Source organism: Rhodanobacter hydrolyticus, assembly GCF_044904645.1.
Map to the genome: position 1 here is coordinate 1,196,283 of NZ_JADIKK010000008.1, position 19,636 is coordinate 1,215,918.

Annotated in this window: 23 protein-coding genes and 1 tRNA gene; 15 read left to right on the plus strand and 9 right to left on the minus strand. The window is 66.1% G+C overall.

Annotation, left to right across the window (positions count from 1 at the left end):
* Positions 1-11: 11 nt before the first annotated feature.
* On the minus strand, positions 12-494 hold the full coding sequence (locus ISP25_RS08070) for an FKBP-type peptidyl-prolyl cis-trans isomerase (protein ID WP_404613063.1): 483 nt from the start codon (positions 492-494) through the stop codon (positions 12-14).
* A gap of 89 nt (positions 495-583) precedes the next feature.
* Between ISP25_RS08070 and dacB the strand changes: the two genes are divergently transcribed.
* Positions 584-2,125 carry a D-alanyl-D-alanine carboxypeptidase/D-alanyl-D-alanine endopeptidase gene (dacB, locus tag ISP25_RS08075; RefSeq protein ID WP_404613065.1) on the plus strand — a complete coding sequence of 514 codons (1,542 nt, stop codon included), beginning with the start codon at positions 584-586 and terminating at the stop codon, positions 2,123-2,125.
* A 6-nt stretch (positions 2,126-2,131) separates the two neighbouring features.
* On the opposite strand, the gene ISP25_RS08080 is transcribed toward dacB, so the two are convergent.
* Positions 2,132-2,617 carry a glutathione peroxidase gene (locus ISP25_RS08080; protein WP_404613066.1) on the minus strand — a complete coding sequence of 162 codons (486 nt, stop codon included), beginning with the start codon at positions 2,615-2,617 and terminating at the stop codon, positions 2,132-2,134.
* Positions 2,618-2,695: 78 nt separating this feature from the next.
* Between ISP25_RS08080 and ISP25_RS08085 the strand changes: the two genes are divergently transcribed.
* From ISP25_RS08085 to ISP25_RS08095, 3 genes are all read left to right on the plus strand, one after another.
* Positions 2,696-3,700 carry a methionine ABC transporter ATP-binding protein gene (locus tag ISP25_RS08085; RefSeq protein WP_404616287.1) on the plus strand — a complete coding sequence of 335 codons (1,005 nt, stop codon included), beginning with the start codon at positions 2,696-2,698 and terminating at the stop codon, positions 3,698-3,700.
* Positions 3,697-4,380, plus strand: a complete 684-nt coding sequence (locus tag ISP25_RS08090; RefSeq protein WP_404613068.1) for a methionine ABC transporter permease — start codon at positions 3,697-3,699, stop codon at positions 4,378-4,380. Before ISP25_RS08085 ends, ISP25_RS08090 begins: the two co-directional genes overlap by 4 nt.
* Before the next feature lie 138 nt (positions 4,381-4,518).
* Complete coding sequence (locus ISP25_RS08095; RefSeq protein WP_404613070.1) at positions 4,519-5,316, plus strand: MetQ/NlpA family ABC transporter substrate-binding protein; 798 nt, start codon at positions 4,519-4,521, stop codon at positions 5,314-5,316.
* 232 nt (positions 5,317-5,548) lie between these two features.
* Here the strand turns inward: ISP25_RS08095 and panD are convergent, their stop codons facing one another.
* From panD to pcnB, 5 genes are all read right to left on the minus strand, one after another.
* Positions 5,549-5,935, minus strand: coding sequence for an aspartate 1-decarboxylase (gene panD / locus ISP25_RS08100; RefSeq protein ID WP_192154483.1), 387 nt, complete (start codon positions 5,933-5,935; stop codon positions 5,549-5,551).
* Positions 5,936-6,036: 101 nt separating this feature from the next.
* Positions 6,037-6,882, minus strand: a complete 846-nt coding sequence (panC, locus tag ISP25_RS08105; protein WP_404613073.1) for a pantoate--beta-alanine ligase — start codon at positions 6,880-6,882, stop codon at positions 6,037-6,039.
* Between the two features lie 25 nt (positions 6,883-6,907).
* Positions 6,908-7,738, minus strand: coding sequence for a 3-methyl-2-oxobutanoate hydroxymethyltransferase (panB, locus tag ISP25_RS08110; RefSeq protein WP_404613075.1), 831 nt, complete (start codon positions 7,736-7,738; stop codon positions 6,908-6,910).
* Between the two features lie 46 nt (positions 7,739-7,784).
* The gene (gene folK / locus ISP25_RS08115) at positions 7,785-8,282 is read right to left on the minus strand and encodes a 2-amino-4-hydroxy-6-hydroxymethyldihydropteridine diphosphokinase (protein ID WP_404613077.1); all 498 of its coding nucleotides are present in this window, start codon (positions 8,280-8,282) and stop codon (positions 7,785-7,787) included.
* Positions 8,279-9,631, minus strand: a complete 1,353-nt coding sequence (gene pcnB / locus ISP25_RS08120) for a polynucleotide adenylyltransferase PcnB (protein ID WP_404613079.1) — start codon at positions 9,629-9,631, stop codon at positions 8,279-8,281. The genes folK and pcnB overlap by 4 nt, the downstream gene beginning before the upstream one ends.
* Positions 9,632-9,775: 144 nt before the next feature.
* On the opposite strand from pcnB, the gene ISP25_RS08125 reads away from it, so the two are divergent.
* Together ISP25_RS08125 and fdxA are read left to right on the plus strand one after the other, a co-directional pair.
* Positions 9,776-9,851 (plus strand) — tRNA-Glu (locus tag ISP25_RS08125).
* 526 nt (positions 9,852-10,377) lie between these two features.
* A complete protein-coding gene (gene fdxA, locus ISP25_RS08130; RefSeq protein WP_192154471.1) occupies positions 10,378-10,701 on the plus strand; it encodes a ferredoxin FdxA in 324 nt (107 codons plus the stop codon).
* Between the two features lie 130 nt (positions 10,702-10,831).
* On the opposite strand, the gene ISP25_RS08135 is transcribed toward fdxA, so the two are convergent.
* Positions 10,832-11,392 (minus strand): hypothetical protein, encoded by a 561-nt coding sequence (locus ISP25_RS08135; protein ID WP_192154469.1) that lies wholly within the window; start codon positions 11,390-11,392, stop codon positions 10,832-10,834.
* Positions 11,393-11,443: 51 nt separating this feature from the next.
* A complete protein-coding gene (dapA, locus tag ISP25_RS08140; RefSeq protein WP_404616288.1) occupies positions 11,444-12,337 on the minus strand; it encodes a 4-hydroxy-tetrahydrodipicolinate synthase in 894 nt (297 codons plus the stop codon).
* Positions 12,338-12,453: 116 nt separating this feature from the next.
* On the opposite strand from dapA, the gene ISP25_RS08145 reads away from it, so the two are divergent.
* The 9 genes from ISP25_RS08145 to ISP25_RS08185 all read left to right on the plus strand — a co-directional run bounded on the left by ISP25_RS08145 (position 12,454) and on the right by ISP25_RS08185 (position 19,624).
* A complete protein-coding gene (locus ISP25_RS08145) occupies positions 12,454-13,014 on the plus strand; it encodes a glycine cleavage system protein R (RefSeq protein WP_192154467.1) in 561 nt (186 codons plus the stop codon).
* 361 nt (positions 13,015-13,375) lie between these two features.
* Positions 13,376-13,837: a peroxiredoxin gene (locus tag ISP25_RS08150; RefSeq protein WP_192154466.1), complete on the plus strand. Its 462-nt coding sequence runs from the start codon at positions 13,376-13,378 to the stop codon at positions 13,835-13,837.
* Between the two features lie 82 nt (positions 13,838-13,919).
* A complete protein-coding gene (locus ISP25_RS08155) occupies positions 13,920-15,299 on the plus strand; it encodes a PhoH family protein (protein ID WP_192154465.1) in 1,380 nt (459 codons plus the stop codon).
* Positions 15,300-15,307: 8 nt separating this feature from the next.
* A complete protein-coding gene (locus ISP25_RS08160; protein WP_404613083.1) occupies positions 15,308-15,757 on the plus strand; it encodes a hypothetical protein in 450 nt (149 codons plus the stop codon).
* 3 nt (positions 15,758-15,760) lie between these two features.
* The gene (gene thiD / locus ISP25_RS08165) at positions 15,761-16,546 is read left to right on the plus strand and encodes a bifunctional hydroxymethylpyrimidine kinase/phosphomethylpyrimidine kinase (RefSeq protein WP_404613085.1); all 786 of its coding nucleotides are present in this window, start codon (positions 15,761-15,763) and stop codon (positions 16,544-16,546) included.
* Positions 16,547-16,596: 50 nt separating this feature from the next.
* Entirely contained in the window at positions 16,597-17,550 is a 954-nt protein-coding gene (locus tag ISP25_RS08170) for an aspartyl/asparaginyl beta-hydroxylase domain-containing protein (RefSeq protein ID WP_404613087.1), read from the plus strand.
* Positions 17,551-17,609: 59 nt separating this feature from the next.
* Positions 17,610-18,527 (plus strand): RNA polymerase sigma factor SigJ, encoded by a 918-nt coding sequence (gene sigJ, locus ISP25_RS08175; protein ID WP_404613089.1) that lies wholly within the window; start codon positions 17,610-17,612, stop codon positions 18,525-18,527.
* A gap of 47 nt (positions 18,528-18,574) precedes the next feature.
* Positions 18,575-19,036, plus strand: coding sequence for a carboxymuconolactone decarboxylase family protein (locus tag ISP25_RS08180; RefSeq protein WP_404613091.1), 462 nt, complete (start codon positions 18,575-18,577; stop codon positions 19,034-19,036).
* A gap of 156 nt (positions 19,037-19,192) precedes the next feature.
* A complete protein-coding gene (locus ISP25_RS08185) occupies positions 19,193-19,624 on the plus strand; it encodes a hypothetical protein (protein ID WP_404613093.1) in 432 nt (143 codons plus the stop codon).
* The last annotated feature ends 12 nt before the right edge of the window (positions 19,625-19,636 follow it).

The following is a 19,636-nucleotide window of genomic DNA, read 5'->3' on the forward strand; positions in this document are numbered from 1 at the left end:
ATGATCGTGCGTCAGTGGTGATGGCCACCTGCGCCATGCACATGGCCGTGCGACAGCTCTTCGTCGCTGGCTTCGCGCACGCCGGTGACTTCGATGGCGAAATGCAGCGGCTTGCCGGCCAGCGGATGGTTGCCGTCGATGTGCACCTTGTCGTCCTCGACCTTGGTCACGGTGACGTTGATGACACCCTGCGGGCCATGGCCCTGGAACTGCATGCCGGGCTGGATGTCGGCCACGCCCTGGAACGCCTCGCGCGGCACTTCCTGCACCAGTTCCTCATGGCGCACGCCGTAGCCTTCCTCCGGCTCCACGTGGGCGTCGAACTTGTCGCCGATCTGGCGGCCCTCCATCTGCTTCTCCAGACCCGGCACGATATGGCCATGGCCATGCAGGTAGGCCAGCGGCTCGCGGCCGGCGGAGCTGTCGACGACCTGGCCGTCGTCGTCGGTGAGCGTGTAGTGGAAGGTGACGGCGGCGTTCTTGGCGATCTGCATGACGGTGTTCCGGTATCGGTAAAAGAGCCGGTTTCGTGCCGGCATGAACATACAAGCCTAGCAGATGGCGACTTTGCGATACTCCGCTCATGAAAGCCGCCCTGTGGATCGCCGTGCTGCTGTGCCCGCTGACCCTGCCGTGCGCCGCGCTCTCGGCGGCGGCATCCGCCACCGCGCCTGTCGCTGCGCAAAGCCGCCGGTCGCTGAGCACGCAAATCGACGCGGTCATCCGCCAACCACGCTACGCCGCCGCCGACTGGGGCATCGCCGTGGCGTCGCTGGACAGCGGCCGCACGCTGTACGCGCACCAGTCCGGCAAGCTGTTCGAACCGGCATCCACCGCCAAGCTGTTCACTGCGGCGCTGACGATGGAAACGCTCGACCCACAATCCCGCATCCCCACGCGTCTGCTCTCGGCCGCCCCCATCCGCCACGCAAGGCTGGATGGTCCACTCCTGCTGTACGGCATGGGCGATCCCACGCTGGGCACACCGGGCGCCAATCCCGATTGGGCGGATGACCTTGCCGCGCAGCTGGCCGCACGCGGCATCGAAGAGGTGCATGGCGACCTGGTCGCCGACGCTACGTATTTTTCCGGACCTCCACTGGGCAAGGGCTGGGAAGCCAGTGACCTGCTGGGCTGGTTCGCCGCACCGGCTTCGGCGCTAAGCGTGCACGAGAACACCGTGGCGCTGACCGTGACGCCCGCCACCGTTGCCGGCCAACCGCCACAACTAAGTTTCGCCCCCGGCGTGGCAGCACCGCCGCTGGCAAGCACGCTGACTACTGCGCCACCACGGACGCCCGACGACTTCAATCTCTATCGCGCTCCCGGCGACGCGCTGCTGCATGCCTTCGGCAGCATTGCCGAAGGCGCGGCGGCGCGAACCTACCAGCTGGCGATTCCCGACCCGGCGCAGCAAGCGGGCGAGGAATTGCGCGCGGCACTGGCACGCCACGGCATCCGGTTGACCGGCGGCCTGCGCGTGCTCGCGTGGCCGGAACGCGACGATGCATTGCGTGCCAACGCGAAGGTGCTGGCCGAAGTGCTGTCGCCGCCGGTGAGCGGCATCCTCGCCCAGGGTCTCAAGCGCTCGCAGAACCTCTATCTGCAGAACCTGCTACAACTGGATGGCATCAGTGCACAGGCCGCGGCTGCAAACCAGCCTGGCGCGCCCATCGGCTTCCTCAGCAGCGAAGCGTGGGGGTTGCGCGCGCTGCACGACCTGCTGGAACGCATCGACATCGCGCCGTCTTCGGTACTGATGGAGGAAGGCAGCGGCCTGTCGCGCAGCGATCTGGTGACACCTGCCGCAATGACGCGCCTGCTGCAGGTCATCGCCATGCAGCCGTGGGCAGGCGCATTGCAGGCCATGCTCCCGGTGGGCGGCGTGGACGGCACGCTGGAATGGCGGATGCGCGACGGCGCTGCCACCGACAACGTGCATGCCAAGACCGGCAGCATGGCCTACGTGCACTGCATTGCCGGTTACGTCACCGCGGCGGACGGCCAGCGACTCGCCTTCACGATCATGCTCAACAACTACCGTCGCGATGACGGCGAGCCGTCGGCCAACCACGACGTCGATGCCATTGTGCAATTGCTGGCCGGCTGGCGCGGCAGCGACTGAGTCAGCTCACGTGCCGGGCAGGCGCTCCAGCTCCTTGCCGATCTTTTCCGGCGTATCGGTAGGCGCATAGCGCTTCACCACCTGCCCCTGGGCATCGACCAGGAACTTGGTGAAGTTCCACTTGATCGCCTCGCTGCCGAGGATGCCCTTGCCCTCGCTCTTGAGCCACTTGTACAGCGGATGCGCATTCGCGCCGTTCACCTCGACCTTGGCGAACATCGGAAAGCTCACGTCGTAGCTGGTGCTGCAGAAGTTGCGGATTTCCGCCTCGTCGCCCGGCTCCTGGTGGCCGAACTGGTCGCAAGGGAAGCCCAGTACCACCAGGCCGCGCTCGCGCCATTCGCGCCACAGCTTTTCCAGCCCGGCATATTGCGGCGTGAAGCCGCATTTGGAGGCCACGTTGACGACCAGCAGGGTCTTGCCCCGCCATTCGGCGAACGAACGCTCGTTGCCTTCGATGTCGCGGGCGCTGAAGCCATAGATGTCGCTCATCGCGTGATCCTCGTGTATGGCCGTATGGAAGGCCGGACAGCGGGTAGAATACTCGCCCGACCCGACGCCATGACTTCCGTGATCCGCTTCCTCGACGTACACAAGTCCTACCGCGTGGACGGCCGGGAGGTTCCCGCGCTGCAGCCGTTCAACCTCGACATCGTGGATGGAGAGGTGTTCGGCATCATCGGCCATTCCGGCGCGGGCAAGTCCACGCTGATCCGCCTGATCAACCTGCTGGAACGGCCCAGCGGCGGACGCATCCTGATCGGCGACACCGAGATGACCGCGCTGCCCGAACCCGCGTTGCGCGCGCAGCGGCAGCGCATCGGCATGATCTTCCAGCACTTCAACCTGCTGGCCTCGCAGACCGTAGCCGACAACGTGGCGTTCCCGCTGCGTCTTGCCGGTGAACGCGACGCGACGAAGGTCCGCGAACGTGTGGACGAACTGCTCGCCCGCGTCGGCCTCAGCGAACATGCAGGCAAATACCCTTCGCAGCTCTCCGGCGGCCAGAAACAGCGCGTGGGCATCGCGCGCGCGCTGGCGAACCGCCCCGACATCCTGCTGTGCGACGAGGCCACCAGCGCACTCGACCCGCAGACCACGGCTTCTGTGCTCGACCTTCTGGCATCGATCAATCGCGAGCTGAAGCTCACCATCGTGCTGATCACCCACGAGATGGACGTAGTGCGCCGCATCTGCGACCGCGTCGCGGTGCTCGATGCCGGCTGCATCGTGGAAAGCGGCACGGTGGCCGACGTGTTCCTGCATCCCCGGCATGCCACCACGCGGCGCTTCGTGGAAGAGGCACTGCCCGAGGAAGCTGCCACGGCGCAGGCGCCGGGAGTCGCCGGCCGCGTGATGCGGCTGACCTTCCGCGGCGCCGCCACGCTGCAGCCGGTACTGAGCCGCGTGATGCGCGAGCACGGCGTGGATTTCAACCTGCTGGCCGGCCGCATCGACCGCATCAAGGACCTGCCCTACGGCCAGCTCACCCTGGCGCTGGAGGGCGCGGACACCGACGCCGCGCTGGTCGCCCTGCGCGCAGCCGGCATCGAGATCGAGGAGATGGGCGCATGATCGCCTCGCCGCTGCAAAGCCTGTTCCCCAACATTGACGACTGGGGCGAACTCGGCCATGCCTGCATCGACACCCTGCTGATGCTTGGCGGCTCGTTGGCGCTCACCGTGCTGATCGGCCTGCCGCTGGGCGTGCTGCTCTACCTCACCGGCAACGGGCAACTGCGCGCGATGCCGAAGTTCTACGGCGTCGTCTCGCTGCTGGCGAACGTGCTGCGTTCGGTGCCCTTCATCATCCTGATGATCGTGCTGATGCCGGTCACCTATGCGCTGGTGGGCACCAAGCTGGGCGTGCGCGGCGCGATCCCGCCGCTGGTGATCGGCGCCGCGCCGTTCTTCGCGCGACTGGTGGAAACCGCGCTGCGCGAGGTACAACAGGGCGTGATCGAGGCCGCGCAGGCGATGGGCGCCAGCACCTGGCAGATCGTACGCCACGTGCTGCTGCCCGAGGCGCGCGGCGGCATCGCCGCCGGCATCACGGTCACCGCCATCGCCCTGGTGGGCTATACCGCGATGGGCGGCGCGATCGGCTCCGGTGGCCTGGGCGACCTGGCCTATCGTTACGGCTACCTCAGCTACAAGTCCGACTACATGCTGGTCACCGTGGCGCTGCTGGTGGTGCTGGTGCAGCTGCTGCAGATGATGGGCGACCGCATCGTGGCGCGTTATAAGCGCCACTGATCTGGTTATTTCCCCGCCAAGGTTTGGCTATCTAGTCTGGAACTCCTCCCGGAAACCGCCATGATCCATGCTGCTGCTCGCCTCCCTCTCCGCCATCCTGTCGTTGCTGCTGCTCGCTGGCGTGGCGCGCAAACCCTCGTGAGGCGCGCGTTACGCGTCGCCGGTGCCGCGGCCGTCGCCCTGTTGCTCGCGGCCTGCTCCGCGCCGAAGCAGGATGCGGACACGCTGGTCGTGGCCGCCACCGCCGTGCCGCACGCGGAAATCCTGAAGCAGGCACAGCCCATCCTTGCGAAGGAAGGCGTGAAGCTGGAGATCAAGGTATTCGCCGACTACGTGCAGCCGAACACGCAGGTGGCCGAGAAGAACATCGACCTCAACTATTTCCAGACCGGGCCCTATCTCGACGCCTTCAACCGCGAACACGGCACCAACCTGGTGCCCGTCGTGGGCGTACACATCGAGCCGTTCGGCGCCTATTCGCGCAAGATCAGGAGCATCGACCAGTTGCCGGACGGAGCCACCGTGGCGCTGCCGAACGACCCCAGCAACGAGGGCCGCGCCCTGTTGTTGCTGGCGAAAAACAGCCTGATCACGCTGAAGGATCCGGCCAACGCGCTGGCCACGCCCAAGGACATCACGGCGAACCTGAAGCACCTGCAATTCAAGGAACTGGAGGCGGCGATGCTGCCCCGCACGCTGGACGAAGTGGACCTGGCGCTGATCAACACCAACTACGCGCTGGCGGCAGGCCTGAACCCCACCAAGGATGCACTGCTGATCGAGAGCAAGGATTCGCCCTACGTGAACTACCTGGTGGGTCGCCCCGACAACCGGAACGATCCGCGCGTGCAGAAGCTGGCGCAGGCGCTGACCAGCCCGGCGATCAAGGCGTTCATCGAGCAGAAGTACCGGGGCGCGGTGCTGCCCGCGTTCTGAGCCATCGCGGCGCCATGACTCGGGCGCGAAGCATCGTCATTCCGGACACAGGCCGCACAAGCAGAAGCGCTTAGAACGCCCGCAGGGCGGCCTCGAAGGGGCGAGCGTAGCGAGTCAGTAGCACCGGCTCATACAAGCCATATCGTCACTGGATTCCGGCCTGCGCCGGAATGGCGGGCGAAATGCAGAAGCCCCCTCAAGCAGAGAGGGGGCGCCCCAGGTCAACCGTCGCTCAGGCGGCCGCCATCTGCTTCGGGATCGAGCGATTGGTGTGGGTGATGCGGTTCTTCTCGTCCACGTAGACGCAGGTGGGCTGGAACTGCGCCAACTCTTTCTCGTCGATCTGCGCGAACGCGGCGATGATGATGAGGTCGCCCACCTGCACGCTGCGTGCGGCGCTGCCGTTCACCGAGATGATGCCCGAGCCTTCTTCGGCACGCAGCGCATAGGTGACGAAGCGCTGACCATTGTCGATGTCCCAGGCATGGATCTGCTCGTACTCGCGGATGCCCGCGGCGTCGAGCAGGTTGCCGTCGATGGCGATCGAGCCTTCGTAGTGCAGCTCGGCGTGGCTGACAGTGGCGCGATGGATCTTCGCCTTGAACATGTTCAGGTGCATGACTTCGATTTCCTGCGGGGACGTCCCGCGTCGATGCGCATTATCGAACTGCCGACATTGCACTGCAACATCAGCGATTATGGCCCGGAAATGGGGGCGATTCAGTCAAACGGAAGGTTGTCGATCAAACGCGTGGTGCCCAGCCGCGCGGCGATCAGCGCCACCAGCCCCTCGCGCTCACCGTCAGCCGGCTCGGCCAGGTCCTCGGCGCGGCGGATCACCGCGTAGTCGGGCAGGAAACCCGCTCGCTCCAGCTTCGACTGCGCGGCTTCCTCGATGATGCGCCGCGCGTGCCCCTTGTCCAGCAGGTCACGCATCTGCTGCAGGGTCTGCCGGATCAGCGGCGCCTGATTGCGTTCCGCTTCGGAGAGGTACTGGTTGCGCGAACTGAGCGCCAGCCCGTCGTCGGCGCGCAGGGTGGGCGCGCCCATTACCTTCAGCGGCAAGCCCAGGTCGCGCACCATGCGCTCGATCACCTTGAGCTGCTGGAAATCCTTCTGGCCGAATACGGCCAGGTCCGGCTGCACCAGGTTGAACAGCTTGCACACCACGGTGGCCACGCCGTCGAAATGGCCGGGACGATGCGCCCCCTCCAGCGTGTCGGTGATGCCCGGCACGTGGATGCTCACGCTCTGTGCGGCGCCGAACGGGTACATGGTGGCCACTTCGGGAGCGAACAGCAGGTCGCAGCCATGCTCCGCGAGGCCAGCCTGGTCCTGCACCAGGGTGCGCGGATAGCGCTCGAAATCCTCGTTTGGGCCGAACTGGGTGGGGTTGACGAACACCGTGGCCACCACGCGGTCGGCGCGCGCGCGTGCCAGCTTCAGCAGCGAGTGGTGCCCCGCATGCAGGTTGCCCATGGTCGGCACCAGTCCGACCGTCTGGCCCTGGGAGCGCCAGCCGCGGATGGCGGCGCGCAGCGCCGGAGCGTCTTGCACGGTTTGCATGGCGTGTTTCTCGGTCGATGGAGGCTTAGTTGAAGCAGTGCTCGGGGGCGGGGAAAGCTCCGCTTCGCACGTCGGCCGCATAGGCGGCGAGCGCAGCCGCCACAGAATCGCGGCCGGCGAGGAAATCCTTGCTGAACTTGGGCCGCTTGCCCGGCGTGATGCCAAGCATGTCCTGGATCACCAGCACCTGGCCGTCGCAGTCCGGGCCGGCGCCGATGCCGATCACCGGAATCTTCAGTTCCTGGGTCACCCGCTTGCCCAGCGCGGTGGGCACGCCCTCCAGCACCAGCAGGTCCGCGCCCGCGGCCTGCACGGCCTGGGCTTCGGCGAAGATGCGGTCAGCCGTTTCCTGCTCGCGGCCCTGGATGCGGAAGCCGCCGAACTTGTGCACCGACTGCGGCGTGAGGCCCAGGTGCGCACAGACCGGGATCGCGCGCACCACCAGCGCGGAAATCGCCTCCAGGATGTGCGGTGCGGCACCCTCGATCTTCACCATCGCCGCGCCCGCCTCGCCCACCAGCCGCGCACCGGCCTGCAAGGTGTGCGAAACATCGCGGTCGGCCATGAACGGCAGATCGGTCACCAGCAGCGTGGCCGACAACCCGCGCGCCACCGCCTGCGTGTGGTAGACCATATGGTCCAGCGTCACCGGCAAGGTGCTCTTGTGGCCCTGCACCACCATGCCCAGCGAGTCGCCCACCAGTGCCACGTCGATGCCGGCCAGTTCCACCTGCGCGGCGAGGCTGTAGTCGTAGGCGGTGAGCACGGTGATGCGACGGCCTTCGGCCTTCATGGCATGCAGGCCAGGAACGGTGACCGGTTTGCGCGCTGGAACAGTGGCGGGATCCACGTACACGATGTTGTCTCGAATCAGGAGTCCGTCGATTATCCGCTGCGCCGCATCATTCGGCCAGCCGGCCTTCGTCCAGGCACTCGCAGCCTTGCGCATCCACCACGGCGAGCAGGTCGGCCACGCGACCCTGACCCGGCAACACGAGGTCTGGCGCCAGGTCAGCCAGCGGCAACAGCACGAAGGCGCGCTCGGCGATGCGCGGGTGCGGCAGCGTCAGGCTGGCACCACCGAGCTGCACGCCGGCCATGTGCAGCAGATCGAGGTCCAGGATGCGCGGCCCGTTGCGTTCGGCGCGCACGCGACCGGCGCGTTGCTCGATGGCGAGCAAGGCCTCCAGCAACGCGTGCGGCTGGAGGCTGGTTTCCAGCAAGGCGGCGGCGTTGACGAAGGACGGCTGCTCCAGCAAGCCCCACGGTGGCGTGCGGTACAGGCGTGAACGGCGGAGCAGCCGCGTGCCTGGCAGGTCTGCCAGCGCATCCACGGCATCCAGCACCTGCCTGCGCGGATCGCCCAGATTGCTGCCCAATGCGACGTAGGCGGCGGTCACACCGGTTTCGATTTCGTTGAAGGCTTGCGCCGGCGCCGCTTGCGCGCGGGGCTGGTCGCCGCCGCGGGCATCTCGGGATCGTTGCCGCCGCCGTGTGTCGGCAAGGCGGCCGCCAGCGTGTCGTGCGGCAACTGCTGCGCGTGATCCCACCACAGGCCCAGCTCGCGGATCGCCGACGACTCGTGCGCGCGCAGCAGCAGGAAATCGAACGCGGCGCGGAACCGCGGATGCGTCAGCAGGCGCAGCACCTTCTTGCGCTGGATCTGCTCGAAGCGCGGCTGCAGCGACCAGATCTCTTCCATGGTGAGTGTGAAACGCCGGGGGATCGCCACGCGCTGGCACTGTTCGGCCACCACCTGCATCGCGGCTTGCGTCCAGGCTTCATTGGCGTCCTTGCCGCGGGCGATCTGGTGGTGCGCCAGATCGCGCACCTCGCCCCACAGCAGCACGGCGAACAGGAAAGCCGGTGTCACCGACTTGCCCTCCACCACGCGTTCGTCGGTGTTCGCCAGGCCCTGCTCGACCAGTGCGCGCAGTGCCTCGTCGCCGCGCTTCAGCGCACGCGCCGTGGCAGGGAACAGGAACTGCAACAGGCCGCATTGTTCGAGCATGCGGAAACTCTTCAGCCCGTGTCCCGCGAGGAACATCTTCAGCGACTCGTCGAACAGGCGCGCTGGCGAGGCCTCCAGCAACAACGAGCCCAGCTCCGCGAACGGCGCGGAAGCGGCCGCATCGATGGTGAAGCCGAGCTTGGCGGCCAGCCGCGCCGCGCGCAGCATGCGCACCGGATCCTCGCGGTATCTCGTGACCGGATCGCCGATCAGGCGCAGCACACGGTCTTCGAGATCCTGCATGCCGCCCACGTAGTCGCGTACCGAGAAATCGTTGACGCCGTAGTACATCGCATTCACGCGGAAGTCGCGACGCAGCGCATCCTCCTCGATCGAGCCCCACACGTTGTCGCGCACGATGCGGCCGTCGACGATGTGCCGCTCGCCCTCCGCCCCCTCTTCCTCGCCGGTACCCCGGAAGGTGGCCACCTCGATGATTTCCGGCCCGAACACGACGTGGGCCAGGCGGAAACGGCGGCCGATCAGGCGACAGTTGCGGAACAGCTTTTTCACCTCGTCCGGCGTGGCGTTGGTAGCCACGTCGAAATCCTTGGGTCGGCCACCCAGCAGCAAATCGCGCACGGCGCCGCCGACCAGGAAGGCGTCGTAGCCCGCCTCGTTGAGGCGGTACAGCACGCGCAGCGCGGCCTTGCTGATGTTCTTGCGGGAAATCGTGTGCTGCTCGCGCGGGATAATGCGCAGCGCGGGCCTGGCGTCGTTCCTGGCTTCGGGATTCAAGCGGCTGGGATTCCTGGCGGGTACTTGTCCGGCACGCCGCTTCGCGACGGCGCGACGGCCTGCAAGCCGTGGATGATAGCCGTCATCGCCGCGGCATTGCCGAGCGTAACAATTCCGCTATACTACCGCGCTCCGTAAGACTGCGCTCCCATCGTCTAGCGGTCTAGGACACCGCCCTCTCAAGGCGGGAACACGAGTTCGAACCTCGTTGGGAGCGCCATTTATTTGTGCGATTCGTCCGGAATCGCCGCCTGGCGTGGCGAAATGGCAAGCTTCTGGCAGCCGCTCCGCCCGAACGCCAACCGCGGCCATCCATGGCCGCACTTTTCAGGAGCAGCCGGCACGATCAAGCGATCGTGCCGTTTGTTTTTGAAGCAACAGCCACGCTGCAGTCTTAAGCTCGGTCCCGGCACGCGGCGCGGCATGGTCGCATCGTCTATCGCACGGGAGAGGTTGGGTCCCACATCCTCGAAATGTCCCTGCTTGTAGTTTCGGCGGATCGAGGCAGACCATTTGTCTGGGTTACTTCTTTTGGGCCTATCTCGAGGTCCATGCAAGGCGGCAAAGAGAAGTGACGCGGGCTCCGACAATCGGCCGGAACCGCTTTGTCGCTGGCGAAAGCGCATAAACAAAAGGGCGCCTCCCCAACCCCTCCCACGCAGGGGGCAAAGGAACCATGCGCGACTTTTCACTCGACGCGCATTGCAGTCATACTTGCCAACGCCTCAACGCAAGAGCCCCACCCCATGACCTTCGTCGTCACCGACAACTGCATCAAGTGCAAGTACACCGACTGCGTGGAAGTCTGTCCGGTCGATGCCTTCCACGAAGGCCCGAATTTCCTCGTGATCGACCCGGACGAGTGCATCGACTGCACGCTGTGCGAACCGGAGTGCCCGATCAACGCGATCTATCCGGAAGACGACGTACCCGGCGGCCAGGAAGGTTTCGTGGCACTGAATGCCGAGCTGGCCAAGGCGTGGCCGGTGATCACCGAGCGCAAGGACGGCCTGGCCGACGCGAAGGAATGGGAAGGCAAGCCGGACAAGCTCGAGCTGCTGCAGCGCTAAGAACCGGAATCGCCTTGCGATCATCCAGGATCGCGAAGATCAGACGGGCAGCCACCCTGGCGCGCTGCTCAACAAAAATGCCGCCCGATGGGCGGCATTTTCGTTTGCGGGAATATCTGCGGATCAGCGATCAGCTGCCAATGCCTTTCTTCAACGCGTCGATGAGCTTGGCGACCGCGCCTTCGTCACCCTGCACGCGCACTTCGCTGGCACTGTTTCCGCTGGGGTTCACCGTGACCTGCACCACATGCGTGGCGGTGTCGGCCGTGCTCTTGTCGTGGTGGAACATGCGGCTAAAGAAACCACGCTTCTTCGCCACCGCTTCGCCGCCCACCACATTCACCGTATAGCTGTGTGCGCTGTCGTCATGGCTGGTCACCTGGCCTGCGCTGCCAGTGGCAGCCAGCAGCTGCCCCACCTTCTGGTAGGCACCGTCGACGGAACCGGACACCACGAAGGCATCGGAGATCGCGCCGGGTATGGGCGCAGGCTGGATCTGGCCCGAACCCGGCGGCGGGATCACCAGCGCAGCGGTCGCCGGCGGCGTGTCCATGCCCGGCGGGATTTCCAGCGGGGACTCCTGCTTGGCCGTTTCCCACGATTTCGTGGATCGGAACATGCCGCAACCGGAAAGCAGCAGGCCTGCGAGGGCCAATGCCGGCAGGGTCACGAGTAGCGAGGATTTCTTCATGCAAGGGTTTTCCGTGGAAGGTTCGTTGATGGCCGCCTAGGCGGCTTTCGATCAGGCAGCGCGTGCCAAGGATGCCAGAGTGGACAGTGTCTCGCGCAAACGGGCACGCTCCGGGCCTTCGGCCAGCTCCACCAACGGCAGCCGCGGCAACGCCAGACCCAGCCCCAGCTCCGGCAGGCCGGCCTTTACCGCAATCGGGTTCGGTGCGCAGTTCAACGCCTGCATCAGGGGTGCCAACGCATCATCGCAACGTGCCGTGGCAGCCCGGTCGCCACCGATGGCCGCGTCGCACAGCGCACGGAACATCTTTGGCACCAGATTCGCCACCACCGAGATTGTACCGGCGGCACCGGCCAGCATGGCCTGCCCGGCCGTACCGTCGTCGCCGGAGAGATAGACGAAATCCGGGCGCGCAAGTTCCGCGAGCGCGGCAATGCGCTCGGCGTCGGCACGCGCTTCCTTGATGCCGACGATCGCCGGATGTCCGGCAAGCTGCGCCACCGTCTCCGGCAACAGGTCGCAGGCGGTGCGCGTTGGCACGTTGTAAAGCAGTACCGGCAGGCCGCCGTGCTCGGCGACTTCGAGGAAGTGGCGGCGCATGCCTTCCTGCGTGGGACGCACGTAATAGGGCGTCACCACCAGCGCAGCATCGGCCCCCAAGGCCTTGGCGCGGCGCGTGACCGCCACGGTTTTCGCGGTACCCGCCTCGCCGGTTCCGGCGATCACCGGCACGCGACCGGCGACATGCTCCACCGCGAACGCAAGCAGACGGTCGAACTCGTCGTGTTCGAGCATGTGCGCTTCGCCGGTGGAGCCCGCCACCACCAGCGCCTGCGTGCCGCCGGCGAGTTGATGGTCGAGCAGGCGCGCGAACGCCGCCAAGTCGAGCGCGCCGTCGGGCGCGAACGGCGTGGCCAGCGCGCAGATGCTTCCGCGAATGTCCAAGGTCGGATACCGCTTGATAAACCAGCCTTGCATGTTACTTGCGGGCTTGCAGGAGCGGCAAGTAAGCTGGCTGGCGCGATTCCCGCGCCGCGCGGGTTCCGGCACAGGCCACTCCATTGAAATCGACGCCCCACGCCCGTTCGGGCAGCGACAATCAGCTGCTGATCCATGCACTGACCTCGGCCGCCCATTCGCCACTCACCGCACTGACCCGCCGCATCGCCGACGCCGGCTGCAGCCTAGCCGAGTCGCGTGTGGCCACGATAGGCAACGAAGTGTCGATCATGCTGCTGGCCAACGGCGCCTGGGACGCGCTGGCCAAGCTCGAAACCGCCCTGAACAAGCTGGCTCGCGACGAGAACCTGCGCCTCGCCCACTACCGCACCACGCCGCGCGAACCCAATTCGCACTTGCTGCCGTACATGGTGGAGATCATCTCCGCCGACCGCCCCGGCATCGTGGCGCGGATCGTGGAGTTCTTCAGCCAGCAGGGCATCAGCGTGGAGCAGTTGCACTCCACCCGTTACCTCGCGATGCAGACCGGCGCGGAGATGTTCCAGGCGCAATTCACGATTGGCATTCCGGCCGACGTGCACATCGCCGCCTTGCGCGACGACTTCCTGGAACTGTGCGACGGGCTGAATCTGGATGCGATCATGGATCCGGTGAAGTTCTAGAGTCTGTTTGCGCTCTCCGCATGGCCCGCGCCGGGATCCGCCTGCGCGCGGACCAAAGGAAGAAATGGGTGAGCGCACGTCAGTCCAGGAACGAGCAGTGACGCAGGGATGCGGGCAAACAGACGGACCCTTCGGATTGCCCTGCCCCGGCGGCCACCCGGCAGCACGCGGATTGACCAGGCAGGCGCTGCGCCATGCGATGCCACCTGACGGCCGCGGCAAGGCAAGCAATGCCGGGTGCGCAAACAGACACTCAGGATGCTCCGCCGATGACCGCCTGACAAGGCTGTCATCCGTAACATTCATCGCGCTAGTCTCTCCACGCACAGCAGCGAAACCCCACCGGGTTTCCGGAGAGACCATGCCAGACATCGGAAAGAAGGCCCCCGCCCTGAGCGGCACCACCGGCGACGGCAGCACGCTGAAGCTCGCCGACCTCAAGGGCCAATGGATCGTGGTGTATTTCTACCCCAAGGATGCCACCCCCGGCTGCACCAACGAAGCCAAGGACTTCCGCGACCTGTACGCGAAGTTCAAGAAGCGCAACGCCGAAGTCATCGGTATCTCGCGCGATTCGGTGAAGTCCCACGCCAACTTCGCCACGAAGCAGGAACTGCCGTTCCCGCTGGTATCCGACGCGGACGAAACCTGGTGCAAGGCCTTCGACGTGATCCACGAGAAGGTGCTCTACGGCAAGCGCCACATGGGCATCGTGCGCAGCACCTTCCTCATCGACCCGGACGGCAAGCTCGCCGCCGAGTGGCTGGGCGTGAAGGTGCCAGGCCACGCGCAGGCCGTGCTCGACGCCATTCCCGCCAAGTGACCGCGCCACTTCAAGCCATCCTCCCCGCGGCATCCGCGATGCCGCGCTCCCTTCGTCTCGTCCCACGCGAGGTTCCTGCCGCATGACCGCAAGCAAGCGCATCTACGTTCTGGACACCAACGTGCTGCTGCACGATCCCACCTCGTTGTTCCGCTTCGAGGAACACGACGTGTTCATCCCGATGACGGTGCTGGAGGAACTGGACGAGAAGAAGAAAGGCGGCTCGGAAGTTTCGCGCAACGGCCGCCAGGTCAGCCGCTTCCTCAACGAACTGATCGTGCGTGGCAACGGCCACGGCATCAGCAACGGGCTGGAGCTGGCCAATCCGCAGGGCGTCAATCTCAAGCGCGGTGCCGCGGTGGGCCGGTTGTATTTCCAGCAGCGCACCACCGCCAACCACGGCAAGGCGGACAACCTGATCCTCGCCGCGGTGATCGAGTTGCGCGACCAGAACCCCGAGCGCTCGGTGATCCTGGTCAGCAAGGACATCAACCTCCGCATCAAGGCGAAGATCTACGGCATCGACGCGGAGGACTACGAGAACGACCGCGCGCTGGACGACTTCGCCCTGCTCTACACCGGCTCCACCGCGCTGCCCGAGAACTTCTGGGACGCGCACCCGGAAGTGGAGTCGTGGAACGAGCGCGGCCGCACCTACTACAAGCTTTCACGCCGCGAAGACGAGGACTGGTATCCCAACCAGTGCCTGTACCTGCCCGGCGAAGGCGGCGTGGAGCTGCGCGTGCTCAAGCTGGACGAAGACAAAGCCACGCTCGCGCTGATGGACGACCACAGCCATGCCAACCACCATGTCTGGGGCATCGCCGCACGCAACCGCGAGCAGAACTTCGCGCTCAACGTGTTGATGGATCCGGACGTGGATTTCGTCACCCTGCTCGGTACCGCCGGCACCGGCAAGACCCTGCTTGCGCTCGCGGCAGGCCTGGCGCAGGTGATGGACCAGCAGCGCTATCGCGAGATCATCATGACCCGCGCCACGGTGAGCGTGGGCGAGGACATCGGCTTCCTTCCCGGCACCGAGGAAGAAAAGATGACGCCGTGGATGGGTGCGCTCACCGACAACCTCGAGGTGCTCGCCAACCCCGAGGAAGGCGGCAGCTGGGGCCGCCAGGCCACCAACGACCTGCTCGCCTCGCGCATCAAGATCCGCTCGCTCAACTTCATGCGTGGACGCACCTTCCTGTCGCGCTACCTGATCATCGACGAGGCGCAGAACCTCACGCCCAAACAGATGAAGACGCTGATCACCCGCGCCGGGCCCGGCACCAAGATCGTGTGCCTGGGCAATGTGGAGCAGATCGACACGCCCTACCTCACAGAAACCACCTCCGGCCTCACCTACGCGGTGGACCGCTTCAAGCAGTGGGAGCATTCGGCGCACGTCACCCTGCGGCGCGGCGAACGCTCAAGACTGGCGGATTTCGCATCCGAGGCGTTGTAGGCTTCACCATGAAATACCTGATCGCTCTCGCAAGCTTGGCGCTGTCCTTGACCGCCAGTGCCGCCGATCCGCCAAGCTGGCTTAGTCCGGCGCCGTCGAACCTCAACGGCCCTACCAGGCAGATTCCGGACGCCGCCTTTTTCGAGGTGCCGGTTTCGAAGTTCGATGCCGCTGCCGCCTGGTTACAAGACAAGGTGTTCATCAGTCAGAGTGCAAAAGAAGCGAGATATTTTGGTCATGCCAACTTTGTGTGCTCCGGCGGCAGCAAGCCCTATCTCGTTCGCGCCCTGTATGAAAACGGCGGCACAGGCGTATTTGAACTCGCATGGGTTGGTGATGCATTGATCGTCCAACATGAATCGCTCGGCTCCGAAGGGACGATCATGAAATCAGCCTTGTTCGCCTGCCTTTCCAAAGAACCGACGCAGGTATACAGCGCTATCGGTGGAGCCATGTGATCCATGGTTTCCAGCCCTCCCCCAACCGCCCTCACCATCGCCGGCTCCGACTCCGGCGGTGGCGCGGGCATCCAGGCCGACCTGAAGACCTTCCATGCGCGCGGCGTGCACGGCTTGTCGGCCATTGCCGCGATCACCTCGCAGAACACGCGCGGGGTGGCCGCCGTGCATCCCGTACCGCTGGCGCACATCCGCAGCCAGATCGCCGCGGTATTCGACGACTTCCCCATCGGCGCCGTGAAGACCGGCATGCTGGGCAGCGCGGCCATCGTGCGGCTGGTGGCGCGCGAGATGGCGTTACGCAAGCCGGCGTGGCTGGTGGTCGATCCGGTAATGATCGCCACCAGCGGCGCGCGCCTGCTCGATGAAGGCGCCATCGCAGTGCTGGTGAACAAGCTGATCCCGCTGGCCGACGTGCTGACGCCCAACCTGCCCGAGGCCGAGGCGCTGCTGGGCTATCCGATCCGCAGCGCGAAGGACTGCACGCGTGCCGGCAACGAGTTGCGCGAACTGGGCGCCAAGAGTGTGCTGCTCAAGGGCGGCCACGGCAGCGGCCGCGACGTGGTGGACCGCTACTTCGACGCGCGCGGTGTGATGGAACTGCGTCACCTACGACTGAAGCTGGAGGCCCACGGCACAGGCTGCACGCTGGCCTCGGCGGTGGCCGCCGAGCTGGCGAAGGGGCAATCGCCACGCAGCGCCGTGCGCCGCGCAGTGGCCTATGTGCAACGCGCGCTGGCGCAAGGCTACCAACCCGGCAGCGCGCCCTTGCGCGTACTGGCGCACTAGGCCGGCAACCGGCGTCATTCACGACGGGGCGGTAGAATGGCGTGTCGCCCATGCCCTTCGAACCGATGACCCTGCGCCTCGTCCTGCTGATCCTGATCCTGCTGTTCGTGCTGTGCGTGCTGCTGGTGCATCTGCGCGGACGCGTGCGGCTGCGCTTCGACCGCCAGCTGGTGGACCACTCGGCGATCTTCGCGCCCTACAACCTGCTGATGTACGCGTTTTCCGCAGTGCCGGCGCGACCCATCCTCGACCGCCGCGGCTTTCCCCAGCTCGATCTCCTGCAGGCCAATTGGCAAACCATCCGCGAAGAAGCGCTGTCGCTGTTCGACGAGGGTCACATCCGCGCGGCGCATAGTGGCAACGACGCCAGCTTCAACAGCTTCTTCAAGCAGGGCTGGAAGCGCTTCTACCTGAAGTGGTACGGCGAGCCGCTGGCCTCGGCCGAAGCCTTGTGCCCGAAGACCGTGACGCTGCTGAAATCCATCCCCAGCATCAAGGCGGCGATGTTCGCCACGCTGGCGCCCAACAGCCGACTCAATCCGCACCGCGATCCGTTCGCCGGCTCGCTGCGCTACCACTTGGGCCTGATCACGCCGAACTCGCGCGACTGCCGCATCTTCGTCGATGGCGAGGAACACGCGTGGGGCGATGGCAAGGACGTGGTGTTCGACGAGACCTACGTGCACTGGGTGGAGAACAAGACCGACCAGACCCGCGTGATCCTGTTCGCCGATGTGGAGCGCCCGCTGCGCACGCGCTGGATGGACGCGATCAATCACCGCGTGGGGGCCTTCATGGGCAAGATCACCGCTTCCCCGAATACCGAATCGCCGGAGGAGAAAACCGGCTTCGTCAACCGCGTGTTCGCGCTCAACCAGCGCAACCGCGAGCGCAACCGCGCGTTCAAGAAGAAGCATCCCAAGCTGTTCCGCACGCTGAAATACCTGGGCATGCTGGTGCTGGCGTGGCTGATCGTCTGCGCGCCGTGGCCGTTCGTGCGCTGAGGCTGTAACGCCAGCGCGTGTCTGCGCGTCCTTGCTGCGATCCCTTCAAGGAGACCACCGTGGATACGCAAACCGCCCTGTTCCAGCAGCACCGCCAACGCCTGTTCGGGCTGGCCTACCGCATGCTCGGCGCGCCCGCCGATGCCGAGGACGTGCTGCACGACGCCTGGCTGCGCTGGCACGCCCAGGACACCGCCGCGCTGGACGATCCGGAAGCCTGGCTGGTCACGGTAACCACGCGCCTGGCGCTGGATCGCCTGCGCCGCGCGAAGACCGAACGCGCGCATTACCCGGGCCCGTGGCTGCCCGAACCGCTGGTGGACGAGGATGCACAGCCCGTCGCCGAAACTCCCGAAGCGCTGCTGGAGCGCAACCAGACCCTTACGCTGTCCTTCCTCACCTTGCTGGAACGGCTGGGACCGGACGAACGCGCCGCCTTTTTGCTCAACGAAGTATTCGATTACAGCCACGCCGAGGCGGCGTCCATCCTTGGCATAACCGAGAACACCTGCCGCCAGCGCGTGCATCGCGCCAAGGCGCGCCTGCGCGAGGATCGCCCGCGCTTCAGCGTGGATGCCCGAGCCCAGCAGCGCCTGCTGCAACGCTTCGTAGCCGCCATGCAACAACCCACGCTGGAATCGCTGCAGGCACTCTTCGCCGAAGATGCCGTACATGTGAGCGACGGCGGCGGCGTGGTCGCCGCTACCCTGCACCCGCTGCACGGCGCCGAGCGACTGGCGCGGCTATATCTGCAGATCGCCCACAACACCCGCCTGCAACCGCTGCGCTACAGCATGCTCACGCTCAACGGGGCACCAGCCCTGCTGGCCTGGTCCGGCGGCACGCTGACCACCGCCATCTGGGTCGAAGGCGACGGCGAGCGCATCACCGCCATCCACGCGCTGCGCCATCCAGGCAAGCTCGCACGGCTGGCGGCGACGGTAACGAATCCGCCGGCCGACGCGTCCTTGCAATGAACGGCCTGCTCGGGCCGTCGTTCCCCAACTGTCGAAGGAATTCCCTCATGAGCCGTTTCTCCATCCAACGCCACTACGCCACCATGCAGCCGCTGATCCAGCTCGGCCAGGAAATCCGCGGACGCGGCCACCTGGACGGCAAGCTGGTCGAACTGGTGCTGATGCGCTGCTCGCAGATCAACGGCTGCGCGTTCTGCCTGGACATGCACAGCAAGGACGCCCGCGCCGCCGGCGAAACCGAGCAGCGGCTGTACCTGCTGTCGGCCTGGCGCGAGACCGCGCTGTACAGCGAAAGCGAACAGGCCGCCCTGGCGCTCGCCGAGGAGCTCACCGAGCTGCCCTCGCACGAGTCGGTGTCCGATGCGCTCTACGAGCGGGTGCGCGAGCACTTCGAAGAGGCCGCCGTGGTCGACCTGGTGCTGCTGATCGGGATGATCAACACCTGGAACCGTCTCAACATCGCCGCCCGCACCGTGGGCGGCAACTACAAGCCTGTGGCGCACCACTAAGAGCCTGTTCGCTGCATCCGGCCGGCGCCTGACGGGTGCGAACCGGCCGGATCGCACCTCCGGAAACCGCGCTGCCGTACGGTTCCGCCGCCTCGGACGAAGCCCGACGCTCGCCCTCGCATGCTGACTGCACCTCCCAACGAACAGGGCAGCCGCATGCACGAACGATCCATCCGCAGCCGACTCCCGCGCCGCATTGTCATCGCGGCGTTCGGTGCGCTTTCGGTAGCCGTCGTCGCCCTGTCGGTGGCACAACACACGCAGGGCGCTGCCGCCACCGGCGCAGCACGGGTCACCCGGGCCGTGGCCTGGTCGTTTTGCATGGGCAACGGTATACGCCACACCGTGGCTGGCGACTCCGCCAGCCTTCGCCGCCGGGGGTGCCGCGCCGACGCACTGACTTTCGCCGCGGTAACGCGGCGGCTGACTCTCGCCGCCGGCATGGCGCTCCATCTGCCGCGCCTGCCCATCCATGTCCACGCGACCGGGGCCCGTTGGCCGATCAACCTGGCCGCATGCGCAGCCCTGTTGCACTGGTCCGCCATCGGGCCGTACCCATCTGTCGCCGCTACGGCAGCACAATCGTGAAACGAAGGAAGA

What these genes read in the sequence shown, in the direction of transcription:
- ISP25_RS08070 (WP_404613063.1), bottom strand. Translation starts at nt 494, where the DNA reads ATGCAGATCGCCAAGAACGCCGCCGTCACCTTCCACTACACGCTCACC.
- dacB (WP_404613065.1), top strand. Translation starts at nt 584, where the DNA reads ATGAAAGCCGCCCTGTGGATCGCCGTGCTGCTGTGCCCGCTGACCCTG.
- ISP25_RS08080 (WP_404613066.1), bottom strand. Translation starts at nt 2,617, where the DNA reads ATGAGCGACATCTATGGCTTCAGCGCCCGCGACATCGAAGGCAACGAG.
- ISP25_RS08090 (WP_404613068.1), top strand. Translation starts at nt 3,697, where the DNA reads ATGATCGCCTCGCCGCTGCAAAGCCTGTTCCCCAACATTGACGACTGG.
- panD (WP_192154483.1), bottom strand. Translation starts at nt 5,935, where the DNA reads ATGCACCTGAACATGTTCAAGGCGAAGATCCATCGCGCCACTGTCAGC.
- panC (WP_404613073.1), bottom strand. Translation starts at nt 6,882, where the DNA reads ATGCAAACCGTGCAAGACGCTCCGGCGCTGCGCGCCGCCATCCGCGGC.
- fdxA (WP_192154471.1), top strand. Translation starts at nt 10,378, where the DNA reads ATGACCTTCGTCGTCACCGACAACTGCATCAAGTGCAAGTACACCGAC.
- ISP25_RS08135 (WP_192154469.1), bottom strand. Translation starts at nt 11,392, where the DNA reads ATGAAGAAATCCTCGCTACTCGTGACCCTGCCGGCATTGGCCCTCGCA.
- ISP25_RS08150 (WP_192154466.1), top strand. Translation starts at nt 13,376, where the DNA reads ATGCCAGACATCGGAAAGAAGGCCCCCGCCCTGAGCGGCACCACCGGC.
- ISP25_RS08155 (WP_192154465.1), top strand. Translation starts at nt 13,920, where the DNA reads ATGACCGCAAGCAAGCGCATCTACGTTCTGGACACCAACGTGCTGCTG.
- ISP25_RS08160 (WP_404613083.1), top strand. Translation starts at nt 15,308, where the DNA reads ATGAAATACCTGATCGCTCTCGCAAGCTTGGCGCTGTCCTTGACCGCC.
- thiD (WP_404613085.1), top strand. Translation starts at nt 15,761, where the DNA reads ATGGTTTCCAGCCCTCCCCCAACCGCCCTCACCATCGCCGGCTCCGAC.
- ISP25_RS08170 (WP_404613087.1), top strand. Translation starts at nt 16,597, where the DNA reads ATGCCCTTCGAACCGATGACCCTGCGCCTCGTCCTGCTGATCCTGATC.
- ISP25_RS08180 (WP_404613091.1), top strand. Translation starts at nt 18,575, where the DNA reads ATGAGCCGTTTCTCCATCCAACGCCACTACGCCACCATGCAGCCGCTG.
- ISP25_RS08185 (WP_404613093.1), top strand. Translation starts at nt 19,193, where the DNA reads ATGCACGAACGATCCATCCGCAGCCGACTCCCGCGCCGCATTGTCATC.